Below are 17,458 nucleotides of genomic sequence, written 5' to 3' on the forward strand. Positions count from 1 at the left end.
GCGGGCCGGCCGGGTACCGTGCGGCGGGTGGGACGCGTCGACGGCAAGGTTGCCTTGATCACCGGTGCCGCTCGCGGGATGGGCGCAGCCCATGCCCGGCTTCTGGTCGGCGAGGGAGCCAAGGTGATTCTCGGCGATGTTCTCGACGACGAGGGCGCCGCGGTGGCCGCCGAACTCGGCGACGACGCCCGGTACATCCACCTCGATGTTTCGGATCCCGACGACTGGGCGGCGGCCGTCGCGCTGGCCCTGTGCGAATTCGGCACCCTCAACGTTCTGGTGAACAATGCCGGCATCGTTTACCGGCGCACCTTGAAGAACCTGGAACGTGAACGCTGGCAACGGGTTATCGACGTCAACCTGACCGGGACCATGCTCGGCATCAAGTCCGTGATCGAGCCGATGACCGACGCGGGCGGCGGTTCCATCATCAATATGTCGTCCATCCAGGCGATGCGCGGAACGCCTGGCAACCACGGCTACGTCGCATCCAAATGGGCGATCCGCGGGCTGACCAAATCCGCCGCACTCGAGCTGGCGGCCAACAACATTCGCGTCAACTCGCTGCATCCCGGCATGATCCGGACCCCGATGACCGCACACATGCCCGACGATCTGGTCGCCGCCCCGATGGGTCGCCTCGGCGAGCCGGACGAGGTGTCGTCGTTTGTGTTGTTCCTGGCCAGCGATGAATCGTCCTATGCGACCGGCTCGGAGTTCGTGATGGACGGCGGTCTGATCAGCGACGTGCCACACCGGATGTGATTGTCGACGACGATCGGCCCGCCAGCCTTTCCGCTCAGCGCGATCAGAACTGCGCTGCTCGACGCCGTGGTGGCGCAATACCTGGCTGATCGCCGGTAACGGCAGGTGGAAACCGATGCCGACCGGCGCAATACGCCGGCAACTCGCTGCACCCGCAAGCGCCTTGCTGGATGCCTTGGTCAGCGGCTTTACCGTGGTTGACGAGAGATGTGAGTCAGTCAGGAGGGTGCGATGGGCGACGCCGAGCCGGTGCCGATCCGCCGAGCGCGGGCCGATCAGGCTCGTCTCGTCGCCGACGTTCTGCGCCATCACATCCATGACGGCGGCTATCCGCACGGCCTTCCCGCCGAGGCGGAACTGTCGGTGGAGTTCGGGGTGTCCCGCAACGCCGTTCGCGAAGCCCTGGCCACCCTCAAAGAGGAGGGCCTTATCGATCGGGGCCCGAAGGTCGGCACGCAGGTCGCCATCCGCAAATACGACCATGGCTTGGATGCGCTTGTCGGACTGAAGGAAACATTCACAGGCTACGGCGAGGTCCGCAATGAAGTGCGAGCGGCGATGTCGGTGGCCGCTCCCCCGGCGGTCGCCCGCCGTCTTCAACTGCAGCCCGGCGAACCGGTGCTGTTCGTCGAGCGGCTGCGGTTCCTCGGCGATCTACCGCTGAGCCTGGACAAGACCTATCTGGCACCGGACGTCGGAGCCGAGGTCCTGAAACACCCCCTGGAAACCAACGACATCTTCGCGCTGCTCGAAGAAGTCACCGGGCAGCGGCTGGGATCGGCGAGTCTCGCCGTGGAGGCGGTACCCGCCGACGCCCACTCGGCAGCGATCCTGCAGGTACCGGAAGGCGCCGCGGTTCTGCTACTGGAACGACTGACTCATCTCGATGACGGCAGACCCGTCGATCTCGAATACATCCGCATGCGGGGCGACCGAATCACCCTGCGCGGCAATCTCGTCAGGGAGTTGTGATGACACTGATCAATCAGCGGGCTGACGTCCCGGTCACCATCGACGAGTCGCTGTGCATCGAGGGATGCACCCTGTGCGTGGACATCTGTCCCCTCGACTCGTTGGCCATCAACCCCGAGAACGGCAAGGCCTTCATGCATGTCGACGAGTGTTGGTACTGCGGCCCCTGTGCAGCCCGCTGTCCCACCGGCGCCGTCACCGTCAACATGCCCTATCTCCTTCGCTGAAAAGCCCGAATTCCCGGAGCAATTGATGAAACACCGCTTTACGGCCGCGCTGGCGGCTGCCCTCGTCACAGTGTCCGCCGCAGGCTGCTCGCTGGACTCCAAGCCTCAATCGGCCGGTGAGGTCAATGTCGTCATCGGCTACCAGTCCAAGACCATCAACACTGCCACCGCGGGTGCCCTGTTGAAGGCCAAGGGCTTCCTGGAGAAGCGCCTTGACGACATCACCAAACGAACCAATGTCAAATACACGGTGCAGTGGCAGGACTACGACACCGGCGCACCGATCACCGCCCAGATGCTGGCCGAGAAGATCGACATCGGTTCGATGGGCGACTATCCGTTGCTGATCAACGGGTCCAAGACCCAGGCCAATGAGCGCGCCAAGACCGAGGTTGTCTCGATCACCGGGTACAACGCCAAGGGCGCGCTGAACATGGTTGTGGTCAGCCCCAATTCGCCCGAGCGGGTTCTCACCGACCTGCGGGGCCAGAAGGTATCGGCCTCGGTGGGGTCGGCCGGCCACGGCACGCTGGTACGGGCGTTGACGAAGGCCGGTATCGACCCGAAGACCGGCGTCGAGGTGCTCAATCAGCAACCACAGATCGGGGCGTCAGCGCTGGAATCCGGTCAGGTGCAGGCCTTCGCACAGTTCGTGGCGTGGCCGGGTCTGCTGGCGTTCCAGAACAAGGGGCGGCTGCTGTTCGACGGCGCAGAGCTCGATGTCCCGACCTTCCACGGCGTGGTCGTCCGCCGCGACTACGCAGCCCAGCATCCCGAAGTGCTCGATGCGTTCCTGCAGGCTCAGATCGACGCGACTGACTTCCTGCACGAGAAGCCATTGGAGGCGGCCAAGCTGGTGGCCGACGGCAGCGGACTGCCGCAGGAAGTGGTCTATCTCTACAACGGCCCGGGCGGCGCAGTGTCGTTCGACCCCACCATCAAGCCGTCAGAGGTCGACGCCTTGAAAAACGACATCCCGTACCTGAAGTCGATCGGCGACTTCGCGGACCTCAACATCGACCAGTTCGTCAACGACGCTCCGCTGCGCAAGGCGTTCGCCGATCGTAACCTGAACTACGACAACGCCGTTGCCGCCATCACCAACCCCATCAGCGTCGGTGGACACGATCCGGTCTGCAATGTGGCAGTCACCGACCCCACACTGGCCGGTGAACTGTGGATCGACGGTCACCCCACCACGCAGCCCGCCGCGAATCCCGGCTGCCTGCTGCGGGCGCTTCGCGAAGCCAACGCCAAGGGCGAGAAAGTGATCGCGGCCTACATCCCTGACACCGAGTTGGGCACCCGTTGGTTCGCTGACCGGTCGGTGTGGGTGCAGTCGCCCGCCGCCGACAACGCCTATCTGCCGTTCGACACCGACGCCGGCGCCCAGCGCTATATCGCAGCACATCCCGACGCGAAGGTGGTGGACTACCAGGCGGCGCTGGCGGGCGCCGTATGACCACCCAGCCCGCGGTACTCGCCGGGCCCGCCACCGCGGGAGTCGACGCCGTGGCGGCAAAGCCGGCGCGGTCACGGCGCCGGCCGTGGGGGTCGTGGGCGGTACGCGTCGCCTCGGTGGTCGCGGCGATCGCGCTGTGGCAGGTACTGACCGTCAACCACGTGCGGCTCTGGGTGCGTTTCGACACATTGCCGACCGTGACCGAGATCGTCAGCTCCTTCACCAAACGACTTGCGGCCCAGGAGTACTGGCTCGATCTCGGGCAGTCGCTGATCAGGATCCTGACCGGATTCGCGCTCGCGGCGGTGGTGGGCGTGGTGACCGGCATTCTGCTCGGTCGGTCAACCGCGTTCGCCAACGTATTCGGCCCGCTGACCGAACTAGCCCGGCCCATTCCGGCGATCGCTATCGTCCCGGTAGCGATCCTGTTGTTCCCCAGCGACGAGGCAGGCATCGTCTTCATCACGTTCCTGGCGGCGTTCTTCCCGATCATGGTGAGCACCCGGCACGCGGTGCGCGCCCTACCGACCATCTGGGAAGAGTCGGTGCGCACCCTCGGTGGCAGCCGATGGGATGTGCTGGTTCGCGTGGTGCTGCCGGGCATTCTGCCGGGAGTGTTCGGCGGGTTGTCGGTCGGTCTCGGTGTGGCTTGGATCTGTGTCATCTCCGCCGAAATGATCTCCGGCAGGCTCGGCGTCGGCTACCGGACCTGGCAGGCTTACACCGTCTTGGCCTACCCCGAGGTCTTCGTCGGCATCATCACCATCGGGGTCCTCGGGTTCACCACTTCCGCGGCAGTCGAAGTACTCGGCCGGCGCGTCACCCGGTGGTTGCCCCGCGGCGAGGAGAAGACCCGATGACCACCACCGCGCCGCAAACGGGGATGGCGTTTCAGCTCAACGATCTCGTGCTGAGCTATGGCGGGAAGCCGGTCATCGATCACCTCGACCTCCAAGTTCGCCCCGGTGAAATCCTGGTGCTGACGGGGCCGTCCGGATGCGGCAAGTCCACCGTTCTGCGGGCCCTGGCCGGTCTGTTGCGCCCGGACGCCGGCGAGGTTCTCGCCGAGGGCGTACCGGTGCACACCACCTCCCGCGACCGAGCGTTGGTGTTCCAGGACAACGCGTTACTGCCCTGGCGCACTGTGCAATCCAATGTCGAACTGGCCCTCAAGCTTGCCGGCACCCCCCGCGAGGGTCGCCGGGAGGAAGCGCTTCGATGGATCGCCGACGTCGGATTGACCGGATTCGAGAGTTACCTGCCGAAGAGCCTGTCCGGCGGAATGCGCCAGCGCGTACAGCTCGCCCGCGGGCTGGCCGGTGCTCCGCGCGCCGTGATGATGGACGAGCCGTTCGGAGCATTGGACGCGCAGACCCGCTCAAGCATGCAGAAGTTGTTGATCGACACCTGGCGCGCCCATCCGACCACCGTCGTCTTCGTCACCCACGACGTCGACGAGGCGCTCCTCATCGGCGACCGGATCGCCGTCCTCGGACGGGCCGGTCACCCCTTGCGCGCCCTGCACGACGTTCCCACGCCGCGCGACTCCTCCGCTGATCGCAGCGCTCTGCGATCGGAACTCATTGCCGCCCTTGATACCCCGGAGCTCATCTGATGCAGATCCCCGACCTGGCCGACACCACCCGACTGGAGTGTGACGTGCTCGTCATCGGCGGTGGTACCGCCGGGACGATGGCGGCCTTGACCGCCGCCGAACACGGCGCGCACGTGCTGCTGCTGGAGAAGGCACATGTCCGGCACTCCGGCGCACTGGCGATGGGGATGGACGGCGTCAACAACGCGGTCATCCCCGGCAAGGCTATCCCCGAGGACTACGTCGCCGAGATCACTCGCGCCAACGACGGAATCGTCAACCAGCGCACGATCTATCAGACCGCGACTCGGGGATTCGCGATGGTGCAGCGCCTCGAGCGCTATGGCGTCAAGTTCGAGAAGGACGAGCACGGTGAGTACGCGGTGCGCCGGGTGCACCGCTCCGGGTCGTACGTTCTGCCGATGCCGGAAGGCAAGGACGTCAAGAAGGCGCTCTATCGGGTCCTGCGGCAGAAGTCGATGCGCGAGAAGATCCAGATCGAGAACCGCTTGATGCCGGTGCGGGTGCTCACGTCCGGCGGTCGCGCGGTGGGCGCCGCGGCGTTGAACTCTCGCACCGGAGAATTCGTCGCTGTTGCAGCCAAGGCAGTGATTCTGGCGACCGGCGCGTGTGGACGCCTGGGCCTGCCCGCGTCGGGCTATCTGTATGGCACATATGAGAATCCGACCAACGCCGGCGACGGCTACGCGATGGCGTATCACGCCGGGGCGGAACTCTCGGGCATCGAGTGCTTCCAGATCAACCCCCTGATCAAGGATTACAACGGACCGGCCTGTGCGTATGTGGCCAATCCGTTCGGCGGCTACCAGGTCAACGCTGACGGCGACCGGTTCGTCGACTCCGACTACTGGTCGGGTCAGATGATGGCCGAGGTGAAACGCGAGATCGAATCCGCGCGGGGCCCGATCTACCTCAAGGTGAGCCATCTGCCGGACGAGACGCTGACGGCGCTCGAAAGTATTCTGCACACCACCGAACGACCTACCCGCGGGACCTTTCACGCCAACCGTGGCCACGACTACCGGACCCACGACATAGAAATGCACATCTCCGAGATCGGCTTGTGCAGCGGTCATTCCGCGTCGGGTGTGTGGGTCGACGAGCATGCCCGCACCACTATTCCGGGTCTGTACGCAGCCGGTGACCTGGCCTGTGTGCCGCACAACTACATGATCGGCGCCTTCGTATACGGTGAGCTGGCCGGTGAACACGCGGCCTCTACGCTCACCGATCTCACAGCGCCGCAGTCACTTCCAGATGAGCAGCTGCGCGAGGCTCACGAGTTGGTGTACCGGCCGCTGCACCATCCTGACTGGCCGCCGCAGCCGCAGGTGGAGTACAAGCTTCGCCGCTTCGTCAACGATTACGTCGCCCCGCCGAAGACCGCGACGAAGCTGTCGATCGCGGTCGACACCTTCGAGCGCATGCACGGTGAGATCAAGCAGATCGGCGCACGCACCCCGCATGAGTTGATGCGCGCGGTCGAGGTGTCCTTTATCAGGGACTGCGCGGAGATGGCGGCACGGTCGTCGCTGACTCGAACCGAATCCCGTTGGGGCCTCTATCACGATCGCTCGGATGTGCCCGAGCGTGATGATGTCAACTGGCGCTACCACCTGAACCTCCGCAAGACCGTGGACGGGACCATGGAGTTCCTCAAGCGGCCGGTCGCCCCGTACTTCGTTCCGGTGCCCGGCCTCGACGATCTGCCGACCGGTGAGACGGAGCCGATTCCGGTGGCACAACCGACGATCGGCCACGACCGGCACTGGAACTCGACGCCGGTGACCGCCGTGATCTCGCAGCCCACTCAGCCGCCGTCGCCGCGGATCGCCACGGTGCTCGCGCTCGAGGCGCCGTCACTCGATGACCTCGCCGAGTTCCTTGCCGATGCCGACCCGGCTGTGCGACGTACTGCTGTCGACACATTGAGCGAGCATCTCTGCGAAGGGTATGCGGACGCGTTGATCACGGCGCTGGCCGACGGCGATGCGGGCGTGCGTAGGGCCGCGTCGGAAGGTGTGCGTGAGCTGGTCGAGGTGCTGCCCAATCCGCAAGCCGCACAGCCGCTTCTGTCGTCGCCCGATCCGGTGGTCCGCAGCTCCGCGCTGTACCTGCTGAGCTTCCGCCGGGTGGGGGATGTCCGGAGCTTCCGTTCGGCCCTGGGCGATCCCGATCATCGGGTGCGTATCGAGGCGGTCCGGGCGTTGGTGTCGGTGGACGACGACGACGGGGTCGCCTCGGCCGCCGGGGACGACAATCGCGAGGTGCGTATCGCCGCCGCCAACGGTCTGGGCACCCTGGCCAGCGGACCCGACGCGGTCCGTCAGCTCATCGGCGACCCCGACCCACTGGTGCGCGCTGCGGCGTTGGCCGCCTTGGGCGACATCGGTTGCGATGACGCTGACCTGCCGCAGATCGAGCGCGCGCTGCGCGACACGGCGTGGCAGATCCGAGTGGGAGCAGTTCGCGCACTGTCGGGTACGGGTGAAGCCGGGGTAGAGATATTGGTCCGCACGCTGGACGACCGGCATCTGGACGTGCGCAAGGCGGCGGTGTTGGGCTTGACGCGATGGGTGTCCCATCCCGCTGCCCGCGACGCACTGACGGCCGCGCAGGCCGACAGCGACGCCGACGTGCGCGCCTACGCTCGACACGCACTCGCCGGCGCTGAATTGGCCGAGGCGTTGGACTAGTCAACCCACTGCGGCACAGACACATCGGTGGGGACCATGCGGTCCCCACCGATTTTGTGTCAAGCTTCGCCGGTCAGAATCCCGGGTGGTGCTGATCGAGCTGGTTATGTGCCGACAGATCGGCGCTCGCCTGGCTGTGCGACGCCGCGCTGTCGTGGCTCGTGTCGTACAGCGAGTGACTCGAGTAGTCGGTGTTTGCATGCGCCGACTGGTCGTACGTGGAGTGATCGGGCACCGGCGTCGCCGCGGCGTGACTTGATGCGTCGAATGCCGAATGCTGATCGACCGTCGCCGAACTGTGGCTGGTGTCAACCGAACTCGAGGTGCCGGTGTTGGCGCCGCCCTGCGTCGTGGTGATCACCGAGCCGCCGTTGGAACCGGCCGCGACCTGCCCGCCGCCGGTGGCCGAACCACCGGTGTGGATGACGCTGCCCTGCGACGGAGTAACCGTGGCCGCCGAGCCGTGAGTGCCCGTCGACGCCGTTGCGCCGGCCCCGGTGTTGACCGAGCCGTGGCCGCCAAGGGCGGCGGTGTCGTGGCCCAGGATGTCGGCCTGGCCGCCAAAAGCGTTCTGGAACGAGGTGTTTCCGCCCGCCGACACGTGGTCGGCTGCCGCCGAGCCGCTCGTCGCGCCGGCCGCCTGGACCGAATTGTGCAGATTCAGGCTCGTCGCCTCGTGGTTCAGGAAGTTCGAGCTTCCACCACCGGAGGCCGTGGCCCCGCCGGCGATGCTCGACCCACCGCTGATGCCGGTCTGGCCACCAGCGTGTGCAGCCGAGGTCTCCGACGCCGCCACATGAGTCTGGCCGCCGACGACTCCACCGAGGTTGGTCTGCCCACCGAACCCGGCAGCGACGTTGGTCTGGCCGCCAAGGGCCGCACCGTCGTTGTGCAGGAAGCTCGCCGCCGCGGTGTTGCTCGCGGCCACCTGAGCGCCGGCGGTCGCACTGCCCAAGGGGCTGGCGAACGCGGCGGCGGTTGTGCTGCTCGCCGCGGCATTGCCGGCTGCAGTCACGCCGGCACCACCGAGCCCGATCGCTCCGCCACCGGCCGCAGCGGTCTGGCCGCCGAGGCTGGCGCCGCCGAGCGGGCTGCTGAAGCCGACGTTGGACGTGCTGCTGAAGTTCGCATTCTCCTGAGCGCTCAGACCGGTACCGACGTTGGCCGAGCCGCCGGCGCCGCCACTGGCGCTGGTGTTGGTGCTACCGCTGAGCGTCGTGCGACGGTCGGCGTCGACTTCGTTGGCATCGATCACCCGAGCACGGTCGTTGATCTGCGCGCCCCCGGCGAGCTGACTGCCAGCACCGGCGGCGAAGTTGCTACCTGCGTTGACACCGCCGCCGAACTGGCCACCCATGTGGCCACCAAAACCAGTCTGCCCGTGGACATTAGCGCCGCCCCCGAGGCCGGCCGCGGCACCTGCGCCTGCGGCTGCTGCGCCACCGAGTTCCGCACCGGTCTGGAAACCGCCGCCGAGCTCAGCACCACCGTTGAAGCCAGTGTTCACGCCAAAACCACTGTGCCCACCAAGCTCAGCGCCGCTCTCGATGCCGCCGCCCAGGCCGGCATTGAAACCGCCACCAAGTTCAGCACCACCCTCGACACCGCCACCGGCACCAAAGCCCGTGCCCAAACCGACACCCGAGTGACCACCGAACTCAGTGCCACCCTCAAAGCCGCCACCCAGGCCGGCATTGAAACCACCACCCAGCTCAGCACCACCCTCGACACCGCCACCGGCACCAACACCGGCACCAAAGCCCGTGCCCAGGCCGACGCCCGAGTGACCACCGAACTCAGTGCCACCCTCAAAGCCGCCACCCAGGCCGGCATTGAAACCGCCACCAAGTTCAGCACCACCCTCGACACCGCCACCGGCACCAACACCGGCACCAAAGCCCGTGCCCAGGCCGACGCCCGAGTGACCACCGATCTCAGTGCCACCCTCAAAGCCGCCACCCAGGCCGGCATTGAAACCGCCACCGAGTTCAGCGCCACCACCGGCACCGAAGCCGGTTCCAAATCCCGTACCCAGGCCGACGCCCGTCTGGCCGCCGAGTTCCGCACCGCCACCGATCTCTGCGCCGGTGTTGAAACCGCCACCAAGTTCAGCTCCGAGGCCGGTGTGGAAGCCACCGCCGAGTTCTGCGCCACCACCGGCACCGAAGCCAGTCCCGAAACCGCTGCCCAGACCAACCCCAGTCTGGCCACCAATTTCGGAACCGCCGCCAACCGCAGCACCGAGGCCCGCGTTGAAGCCCGCCTCGACCTCGACGTTCAGTCCGGCTTGGAAGCCGGCACCGATTCCCGCGCCCAGCCCGGTCTGCAAACCTCCGCCGGTGTTGAATCCGCCACCCAGCCCGGTACCGAGGCCGAGGCCGAGACCGGATTCCACGCCGCCACCGACTGCTCCACCGAGGCCGAGGCCGGTCTCGACGCCGCCACCGAGCGCGGCACCAAGGCCGGCGCCGAGGCTTTCACCCAGGCCGACCCCGAGTCCGTCGCCGACCGCGGCGGCCAGATTCGAGCCACCGTCGACTCCAAGATTCAGTGCCTGGTCGGCGACGACTCCGGCAGCCGCCCCGGGGGCCGAAAGGAGGCCTTCGACCGGCGCGAAGCCGTACTGATTGGAAAGAGCCTGCGCCAGACCGGACACCGGGTCCGCACCGACGAGCTGGAGGCCGGGGACTGCGGACGCAGCGACCGACTGAATCTGCTCAGGGCTGACGTTGGCCAGCCCGGCATTGGCCAGTGCCGCATTCGGGTCGGCCACATACGACTGCGCTGCAGACTCGTTGTTGAACAGGTCAAGGATGAATTGAAGCAGGGAGTCCATTGGACGTTCCTTCCTAGTGCTTGGAAAGCTCGATCGCCGGCCCCGCCCGGTGATTACTAGCCACGGTATGGAGATGACGCGCACCCCGAAATGGGGCGCGGTCCCCTACCCGATACGGGGTGTACCGGGATATCCCAGCAACCCCCGTTAGGGGGTTAGGGGATCACTAGGGCTTCCATGGCGACTTCGTAGAACCCTGTCAGTCGGATCGGTATAAATACTGTTCAAGGCCCTAATCATGAGCAAGAGCAGACTGTGAACTGATTCACAACCGTTACCGGGTTATTGACATCGGGGTAATTATCAGCAAATGGAAAGCGTGCGAATCTGCACGTGAACCCATATTTCGCGGGCGCATCCGTAAGCCGCACCCGGGCCGATCCGGGTGCGGGAGAATCGACCCGGCTAGGCGCCGTGGCGATACGCGTGGCCGGGATGCTCCGCCAGCCAACGACGCTCGACGCGCACCACCCGGTGATGCTCGGCCATGATCAGCAGCGCCCCGAGGATCAGCAGCCCCGCGGCAATCGAGCCCAGCATCAAGAGCAGCTCGTGATGGTTGTAGGCCAGCGCAGCGATGACTCCGACCAGCCCCATCACGCCGAGCGCGATGAGGAACAGGCCGGGAAGCCAGAGCGTGTCGATGAACGATTCGCCGGCGTGCGGCTGGGTCGTTCGGGAGTGATCCACCGGATCGCGATATGCACCCTTCATCGCGTCTCCCTTCCTTCCAGAGACGCCTTCAACGCTACGCCTCTGTGACGTGCGACACACCCGAGGCGGGCTCCGCGAATACCGAAAACTGACCCGAGCGTCAGATACGCTGCTCGTAAGTCGATCGTCCCGGGGGGGTATCGAATGCGTAAGCCAAATCGCACGGCCAACGTCCTGCGCCTTGCCGTTGCTGTCATCATCGCGACTGGTCTGGTCTTCGCGCCGACCACCACAGACCCGGCGGTCTCGCACGCCACGCCCGCACTCCACCGACAAACCGTTGCGGTCGATCTCACCGCTGCAGCACTGACCACCGCGGCCAGCGCAACGTCCGACCGCAGCCGGGCTGCGGTCGCACTACCTCCCGTCGGGATACCAACTCCACAGGAAGTGGTGGCGACGATCGGCCTGATCGCGATCGGAGCCGCCTGGTATACGGCGTTCCCTGTAACCCTTCCGCTGAGCTTCACTGCGGGGGTGTTGTTCAACGTGTTGGTGCGCGGCGTCAGCATGCAGTCGATCACCCTCGATCCAGTGTTCATCCTCCAGGCGAGCGCCGCGTTCTTCGTCGCTGCCCCGTTGTTCTTGGGATCCCCACTGTTAGCTCTCACAGCGAAAGCAGTACCGACCCAGACTGTTTCGTCTTCGACCGCTGAACAGTCGACCGCCGCTCGGCCAGCCCGCAAGGCGGCTGGCCCCGGACTGGCCGGCTCTCGACGCACCGCCGGGGCGGCCATCACCGCGGTTCGTGCACCGAAAGCCCATCGCGCGGCGCCAAGCGCGCACAAGACGCCTACCGACAAGAAGCGCAGCGGAAGCGCCGGCTCGGCCCGAGGCGGCAAGAAGCCCTGAAACCCTACGGCTTCGGCGTCAGCGCACTGCCTTTCAACCATTCGCCCCACGGCAGCGACCAGTCACCGTTCTGCCAAATCTCGAGCTTCGGACCACCGGTGTTCTTGACCTCCACCACGTCACCGGGCTGCGAGAAATTGAAGAACCACGAAGCGTTCGAGCCGTTGAGATTCAGACAGCCGTGCGACACGTTGGTATTGCCCTGTGCCCACGTGGTGTCGTTGAGCTGATGCAGATAGATGCCGTCGGTGCTGATCCGGGTGGCATACGGGATCTTCACCTTGTAGCCCATCGACGAGGCCACCGGTAGACCGTAGGTCGACGAGTCCATCGTCACCGATTCGGCTTTGTCGATCACGGTGTACACCCCGGGTGGCGTCCAGAACGAAAACGTCCGTCCCGCAATGGTTTGATAGCCGCCTTGCCCCATCGACGTGGGCATCGACCGGACCAGTTTGCCGTTGTCGAACACACTGACCGTCTTGGTGGTGTCGTCAGCGATCGAGACGTGCGCGTCGCCGATGGTGAAGGTGGCCTTCTCGTTTTCCTCGCCGTACATCCCGTCGCCGACGCGCACCCCGAAGATGTTGGCGGCCACTGACACGGTCGTGCCCGGTGCGTAGTACTTGGCCGGACGCCAGTGGGCGGTTCTGTCGTCGACCCAGTACCAGGATCCCTGCACCGGCGGGTTGGTGGTCACCACCAGGTTGCGTTCGGCGGCCGCCTTATCGGAGATGTCCTCATCGAAGCGGGCGGCGATGATCGTGCCGATGCCGTAACGGATGTCGTCGTGGATCGGCAGCCCGCCCGGAGTCTCGAGGTAGACGTGGGTGAGGTAGTCGGGTGAGGCGGTGGAGAACTTGGTCGTCCGCGTCAACGGCACGCCGCTGGTCCCCTGGCTGGCGACCTGCATTGTGTAGGTGCGCCCGTACTTCAGCGGCTGGGCCGGCTGCCACGACGTGCCGTCGGGCGACAGAGCACCGGTCAGAGTGTTGCCGTAGTCGTCGACCAAAGACACATTGGTCAAGCTGCCGCCGACCACCTGAGCCGAGACCCGGCTCAGCGGGCTCAGCTCGGTCGAACCGTTCGCCGGCGAGATACCGAGCATCGGTGGCTTCGGGGGTGCCGGCGGCAACTGCACCTGGGCGGTCGCGGTGGCGGTCTTGCACACCCCCTGGCATCCCGGCAGCCCCGCGACGTCGCTCACCAGAACAGCGAGAAGCAACACCCCCACCACCAGGCCGGCCGTGCGCGCGGGACGGGAAAAGACCACCGAAAATCACTCCAGAACAGGTCGACGATGTGTTGCCGGCGTCACCTTTGACGCCTGAGATCATAGACGTCCGCAGGCCTGGATCGTCACCCGACGAGCGCCGACTCGGCGACCACCTGCAGCAAACATCCATTCATTAGCGAAATTTAATTCTCCCGATACCAACTCAGTGCAGTGCACTGCCTTTGAGCCACTCGCTCCATGGCACTGTCCAGTCGCCGTTCTGGGTCAGCTGAAGGGGCGGGCCGCCGGTGTTCTTCACTTCCACCACGTCACCGGGCACGGAGAAGTCATAGAACCAGGCGGCGTTCTCCCCGCTGAGGTTCAGGCAACCATGCGAGGTGTCGGTGTTGCCCTGCGCCCACACGGTTGCGTTCAGCTGATGCAGATAGATGCCGTCCGGGCTGATCCGAGTGGCGTACGGGATTGTTTCGCGATAGCCCAGCCGCGAGTTGATCGGCAACCCATAGGTGGACGAATCCATGATCACCGGGTTGGCCTTGTCCATCACGGTGTAGACACCGGGCGGGGTCCAGAACGACAGGGTCTGCCCGCCGATCGTCTCGGTGCCGCCGCGGCCCATCGACGTCGGCATGGTGCGCACCAGCTTGCCGTTGTCGAAGACGCTGACCTGCTTGGTCGTGTCGTCCGCGACGGACACGTGCGAATCGCCGATGGTGAATGTCGCGGAGGAGTCCTGTTCGCCATAAAGGCCGTCACCGAGGGGCACCCCGTAGATGTTGGCCCGCACAGTCACCGAAGTGCCTGGGGCGTAATACTTTTCGGGACGCCAGTGGGCTGTTTGGTCGTCCATCCAGTACCAGGATCCGCGCACCGGCGGGTTGGTGGTGACCGACATATGACGCTCGGCGGCGGCCCGGTCGCTGATGGGTTCACCGAAGTGCGCGACGACGACGGTGCCGATTCCCAGCCGGGCACCGTCGATCGGCTGCCAGCCCGCCGCGGTGAAGGACACCTGGGTCTGATCGCTGGGCACCAGCGTCTGGAACGTCGACGACATCGTGGACGGCACCCCGCCGGGGCCACGCGCCTCGACGGTGAGGGTGTAGGAGCGCCCGTAGCCCAGCGGCACGGTCGGCTTCCAGGTCTTGAAGTCCGGCGTGACGACACCCGGGATCGGCTTGTCAGCGTCGTTGACCATCGTGACGTGGGTCAGCATGCCGGTGTTGGCGACGACGGTGATCCCACCGAGCGGGTCGACGTCGGTGGCGCCGTCGGCCGGTGTGAGAGTGACCGCGGCAGGATCCTTCGACGGCGCCGGCTGAGGAGTGAGGGCGGCGGCCTCAGTGCGGCAGTGCTCGGGGCAATGGGGCGCGGAGGTGACGACGACTCCGCCGAGCATGGCCAGCACCGCCAGAACCACACCGAGGCAGGCTCCACGGGCACGACGACTCACGGTCAACTTGTTTGCTCCATGCGAAATTCACGAGGTTGGCCACTGTTGGCGGGATACCCGAATCAGCCGGGCCCCTGAAGCATAGACGCACCGACAGGGCTGCACGTTCGGGCAAAGGCGCGTGCCGCGTCACAACATGGACAAGACTCGAGCACATGACCGAACCTGGCGCCGCACGCGTTGCGGTGTACCTCGACTTCGACAACATCGTCATCTCCCGCTACGACCAGGTCAACGGCCGCAACTCTTTTCAGCGCGACAAGGCCAAGGGGTTGGAGGCCGCCAAGCTGGCCCGGGCTCGTGTTGATGTGGGAGCGATCCTGGACTTCGCATCGTCGTTCGGGACGGTGGTATTGACGCGTGCGTATGCCGACTGGTCGGCCGGCGTGAACGCCGAATACCAGCAGCAGCTGGTGGGCCGGGCGGTGGACTTGGTGCAGCTGTTCCCCGCCGCGGCGTACGGAAAGAACGCCGCCGACATCCGGTTGGCCGTCGACGCCGTCGAAGACATGTTCCGGCTGCCCGACCTCACGCACGTGGTGATCGTCGCCGGCGATTCCGACTACATACCGCTCGCGCAGCGCTGCAAGCGGCTGGGCCGCTATGTGGTCGGCATCGGTGTGGCCGGGTCGTCCAGCCGGGCGCTCGCGGCGGCCTGCGACGACTTCGTTATCTACGACTCCCTGCCCGGTGTTCCGGAAGTGGAGCCGACGGCAACCGAGGAACCACCGAAGCGGACCAGGCGTGCGAAGGCGGCCGACAACGACGCCGACAACGACAAGGAGTCGCCCGATCCGCAGACCGCGGCCACCGCGCTGTTGCAGCGGGCGCTGCAGATCGGTCTGGGCAAGGACGACGCCGACTGGCTGCACAACTCTGCGGTCAAGGCCCAGATGAAGCGGATGGACCCGTCGTTCTCGGAGAAGTCGTTGGGGTTCAAGTCGTTCAGCGACTTCCTGCGATCCCGCACCGACGTCGTGGAGCTCGACGAAAGCTCCACGACCCGGATGGTCAAACTGCGTTAGCTGCGGGGACGACGCGCCAGCAGCCACGCCTGGCCGTCGCCCTCCCCCGCGGCCAGCGACCGCAATCCGGCGAACGCGTCCCGGAGCTCACCGCGGCGAGCGCGGAACGGCCCCCGCTCGGCGCCGACCTCGCTGAGGACACTGATCGCCAGCAGTCCGCCTGCCGCGAGTCTGTCTCCGATCGCCGGATACAGAGTGGGGTCGCGGAACCGGTGGCACAGGATCACCGCTGCCGGCGGCCCCGGGGGAAGTCCGTCGTCGAGATCGGTGACCGAAAAAGCGCAACGATTGCTGACTCCGTGGCGGGCGGCCAAGCCTTGGGCTTGCTCGATCGCGACGGCCGAGACGTCCACACCCTCGACGGTCAGGCCGCGCTCAGCCAGCCAGACGGACGCCTGCCCGAATCCGCAGGCCAATTCCACCGCGTGGCCCGCGATCGGGAACTCGTCTGAGTAGGGCACGAACACCTCGGGCAGACACGGCGGCCCGGCTGTCCGGCCCGAATATTTGCCGTCCCAGCGGACGCCGTCGGCCTCGGCCACGCCGACCACCGTAGTCGGCGAAATGGCCTCGCACGGCGATGATTGAGATCAGTCTGAATGGGTACACCGCGTCGGATTGCTACCCCCGCACTGAGGACGGAACGCCTGTGACTGACACACCCCGTACAACGTCTCCCTCATCGCAGTGGCTGTCGAAGTCCGCGTCCCAGACCCGCGGGTCGGACAAGAAGGAAGTGCAGTTCCACTACGACATTTCCAACGACTTCTTCAAGCTGTGGCAGGACCCCACTCAGACGTACAGCTGTGCCTACTTCGAGCGCGACGACATGACCCTCGAAGAAGCGCAGATGGCCAAGGTCGACCTCTCGCTGGGCAAGCTCGGCTTGGAGCCGGGCATGACGCTGTTGGACATCGGCTGCGGTTGGGGTTCGACGATTCAGCGCGCCGTGGAGAAATACGACGTGAACGTCATCGGTCTCACGTTGTCGGAGAACCAGAAGCAGCACATCGAGCAGAACCGGTTCCCGAACATCGACACCACCCGCAGCATGGAGGTTCGGCTGCAGCCGTGGGAGGAGTTCGACGGGAAGGTCGACCGGATCGTGTCGATCGGCGCCTTCGAGCATTTCGGCTTCAACAAGTACGACGACTACTTCAAGAAGACCTTCAGCTGGATGCCCGACGACGGGGTGATGCTGCTACACACGATCATCATTCCGGAGGACGAGGAGATCAAAGCCAAGAAGCTTCCGCTGACGATGTCGCGGGTGCGCTTCATCAAGTTCATCATGGACGAGATCTATCCCGGTGGCCGGTTGCCGCTCGCCTCGATGGTCCGTCAGCACGCCGTCACCGCGGGCTACAACGTGACCCGCGAGCAGCACCTGCAAGCCCATTACGCCCGCACGCTGGATACCTGGGCAGCGAACTTGGAAGCCAAGAAGGACCAGGCGATTGCGATCACGTCCGAAGAGATCTACGAGCGCTTCGACAAGTACCTGACGGGGTGCGCGGACCTGTTTCGCAACGGCTACACCGACATATGCCAGTTCACGTGTGAAAAGGCAATCGGTTAGCCTTTTTTCACAAGTCGGCGTCGTG

General features: G+C 65.7%; 15 protein-coding genes and 1 pseudogene. 10 read left to right on the plus strand and 6 right to left on the minus strand.

Annotated features, from left to right (window positions below; genetic code table 11):
• Positions 1–27 precede the first annotated feature (27 nt).
• The 7 genes from G6N32_RS23225 to G6N32_RS23255 all read left to right on the plus strand — a co-directional run bounded on the left by G6N32_RS23225 (position 28) and on the right by G6N32_RS23255 (position 7,737).
• A complete protein-coding gene (locus G6N32_RS23225; RefSeq protein WP_115318722.1) occupies positions 28–765 on the plus strand; it encodes a glucose 1-dehydrogenase in 738 nt (245 codons plus the stop codon).
• Positions 766–996: 231 nt separating this feature from the next.
• The gene (locus tag G6N32_RS23230; RefSeq protein ID WP_115318721.1) at positions 997–1,737 is read left to right on the plus strand and encodes a GntR family transcriptional regulator; all 741 of its coding nucleotides are present in this window, start codon (positions 997–999) and stop codon (positions 1,735–1,737) included.
• On the plus strand, positions 1,737–1,964 hold the full coding sequence (locus G6N32_RS23235) for a 4Fe-4S dicluster domain-containing protein (protein ID WP_115318720.1): 228 nt from the start codon (positions 1,737–1,739) through the stop codon (positions 1,962–1,964). Before G6N32_RS23230 ends, G6N32_RS23235 begins: the two co-directional genes overlap by 1 nt.
• 25 nt (positions 1,965–1,989) lie before the next feature.
• On the plus strand, positions 1,990–3,426 hold the full coding sequence (locus G6N32_RS23240; RefSeq protein ID WP_115318719.1) for an ABC transporter substrate-binding protein: 1,437 nt from the start codon (positions 1,990–1,992) through the stop codon (positions 3,424–3,426).
• The gene (locus G6N32_RS23245) at positions 3,423–4,286 is read left to right on the plus strand and encodes an ABC transporter permease (protein ID WP_115318718.1); all 864 of its coding nucleotides are present in this window, start codon (positions 3,423–3,425) and stop codon (positions 4,284–4,286) included. The genes G6N32_RS23240 and G6N32_RS23245 overlap by 4 nt, the downstream gene beginning before the upstream one ends.
• A gap of 23 nt (positions 4,287–4,309) precedes the next feature.
• A complete protein-coding gene (locus G6N32_RS28595; protein ID WP_115319085.1) occupies positions 4,310–5,041 on the plus strand; it encodes an ABC transporter ATP-binding protein in 732 nt (243 codons plus the stop codon).
• A complete protein-coding gene (locus tag G6N32_RS23255) occupies positions 5,041–7,737 on the plus strand; it encodes a fumarate reductase/succinate dehydrogenase flavoprotein subunit (RefSeq protein ID WP_115318717.1) in 2,697 nt (898 codons plus the stop codon). The genes G6N32_RS28595 and G6N32_RS23255 overlap by 1 nt, the downstream gene beginning before the upstream one ends.
• A 73-nt stretch (positions 7,738–7,810) precedes the next feature.
• Here G6N32_RS23255 and G6N32_RS29005 read toward each other — a convergent pair whose 3' ends face one another.
• From G6N32_RS29005 to usfY, 3 genes and pseudogenes are all read right to left on the minus strand, one after another.
• Positions 7,811–9,094, minus strand: coding sequence for a hypothetical protein (locus G6N32_RS29005; RefSeq protein WP_115318716.1), 1,284 nt, complete (start codon positions 9,092–9,094; stop codon positions 7,811–7,813).
• A 1,386-nt stretch (positions 9,095–10,480) separates the two neighbouring features.
• Positions 10,481–10,573: pseudogene (locus tag G6N32_RS29310) on the minus strand (IniB N-terminal domain-containing protein); the annotation flags it as partial.
• 405 nt (positions 10,574–10,978) lie between these two features.
• The gene (usfY, locus tag G6N32_RS23270; protein ID WP_115318714.1) at positions 10,979–11,287 is read right to left on the minus strand and encodes a protein UsfY; all 309 of its coding nucleotides are present in this window, start codon (positions 11,285–11,287) and stop codon (positions 10,979–10,981) included.
• A 144-nt stretch (positions 11,288–11,431) separates the two neighbouring features.
• Here usfY and G6N32_RS23275 point away from each other — a divergent pair, with 144 nt between their 5' ends.
• On the plus strand, positions 11,432–12,139 hold the full coding sequence (locus tag G6N32_RS23275) for a hypothetical protein (RefSeq protein ID WP_115318713.1): 708 nt from the start codon (positions 11,432–11,434) through the stop codon (positions 12,137–12,139).
• A 4-nt stretch (positions 12,140–12,143) separates the two neighbouring features.
• Here the strand turns inward: G6N32_RS23275 and G6N32_RS23280 are convergent, their stop codons facing one another.
• Together G6N32_RS23280 and G6N32_RS23285 are read right to left on the minus strand one after the other, a co-directional pair.
• Positions 12,144–13,412, minus strand: coding sequence for a L,D-transpeptidase (locus G6N32_RS23280; protein WP_115318712.1), 1,269 nt, complete (start codon positions 13,410–13,412; stop codon positions 12,144–12,146).
• A 166-nt stretch (positions 13,413–13,578) separates the two neighbouring features.
• Positions 13,579–14,835, minus strand: coding sequence for a L,D-transpeptidase (locus G6N32_RS23285; protein ID WP_163789411.1), 1,257 nt, complete (start codon positions 14,833–14,835; stop codon positions 13,579–13,581).
• A 149-nt stretch (positions 14,836–14,984) separates the two neighbouring features.
• On the opposite strand from G6N32_RS23285, the gene G6N32_RS23290 reads away from it, so the two are divergent.
• Positions 14,985–15,854, plus strand: a complete 870-nt coding sequence (locus G6N32_RS23290) for an NYN domain-containing protein (protein ID WP_115318711.1) — start codon at positions 14,985–14,987, stop codon at positions 15,852–15,854.
• Here the strand turns inward: G6N32_RS23290 and G6N32_RS23295 are convergent.
• Positions 15,851–16,396: a methyltransferase domain-containing protein gene (locus tag G6N32_RS23295; RefSeq protein WP_115319083.1), complete on the minus strand. Its 546-nt coding sequence runs from the start codon at positions 16,394–16,396 to the stop codon at positions 15,851–15,853. The genes G6N32_RS23290 and G6N32_RS23295 overlap by 4 nt on opposite strands.
• A gap of 107 nt (positions 16,397–16,503) precedes the next feature.
• On the opposite strand from G6N32_RS23295, the gene G6N32_RS23300 reads away from it, so the two are divergent.
• Complete coding sequence (locus tag G6N32_RS23300; protein WP_115319082.1) at positions 16,504–17,433, plus strand: cyclopropane mycolic acid synthase family methyltransferase; 930 nt, start codon at positions 16,504–16,506, stop codon at positions 17,431–17,433.
• Positions 17,434–17,458 lie beyond the last annotated feature (25 nt).

Origin of the sequence: Mycolicibacterium aichiense (assembly GCF_010726245.1) — a bacterium.
GTDB classification, from domain to species: Bacteria; Actinomycetota; Actinomycetes; order Mycobacteriales; family Mycobacteriaceae; genus Mycobacterium; species Mycobacterium aichiense.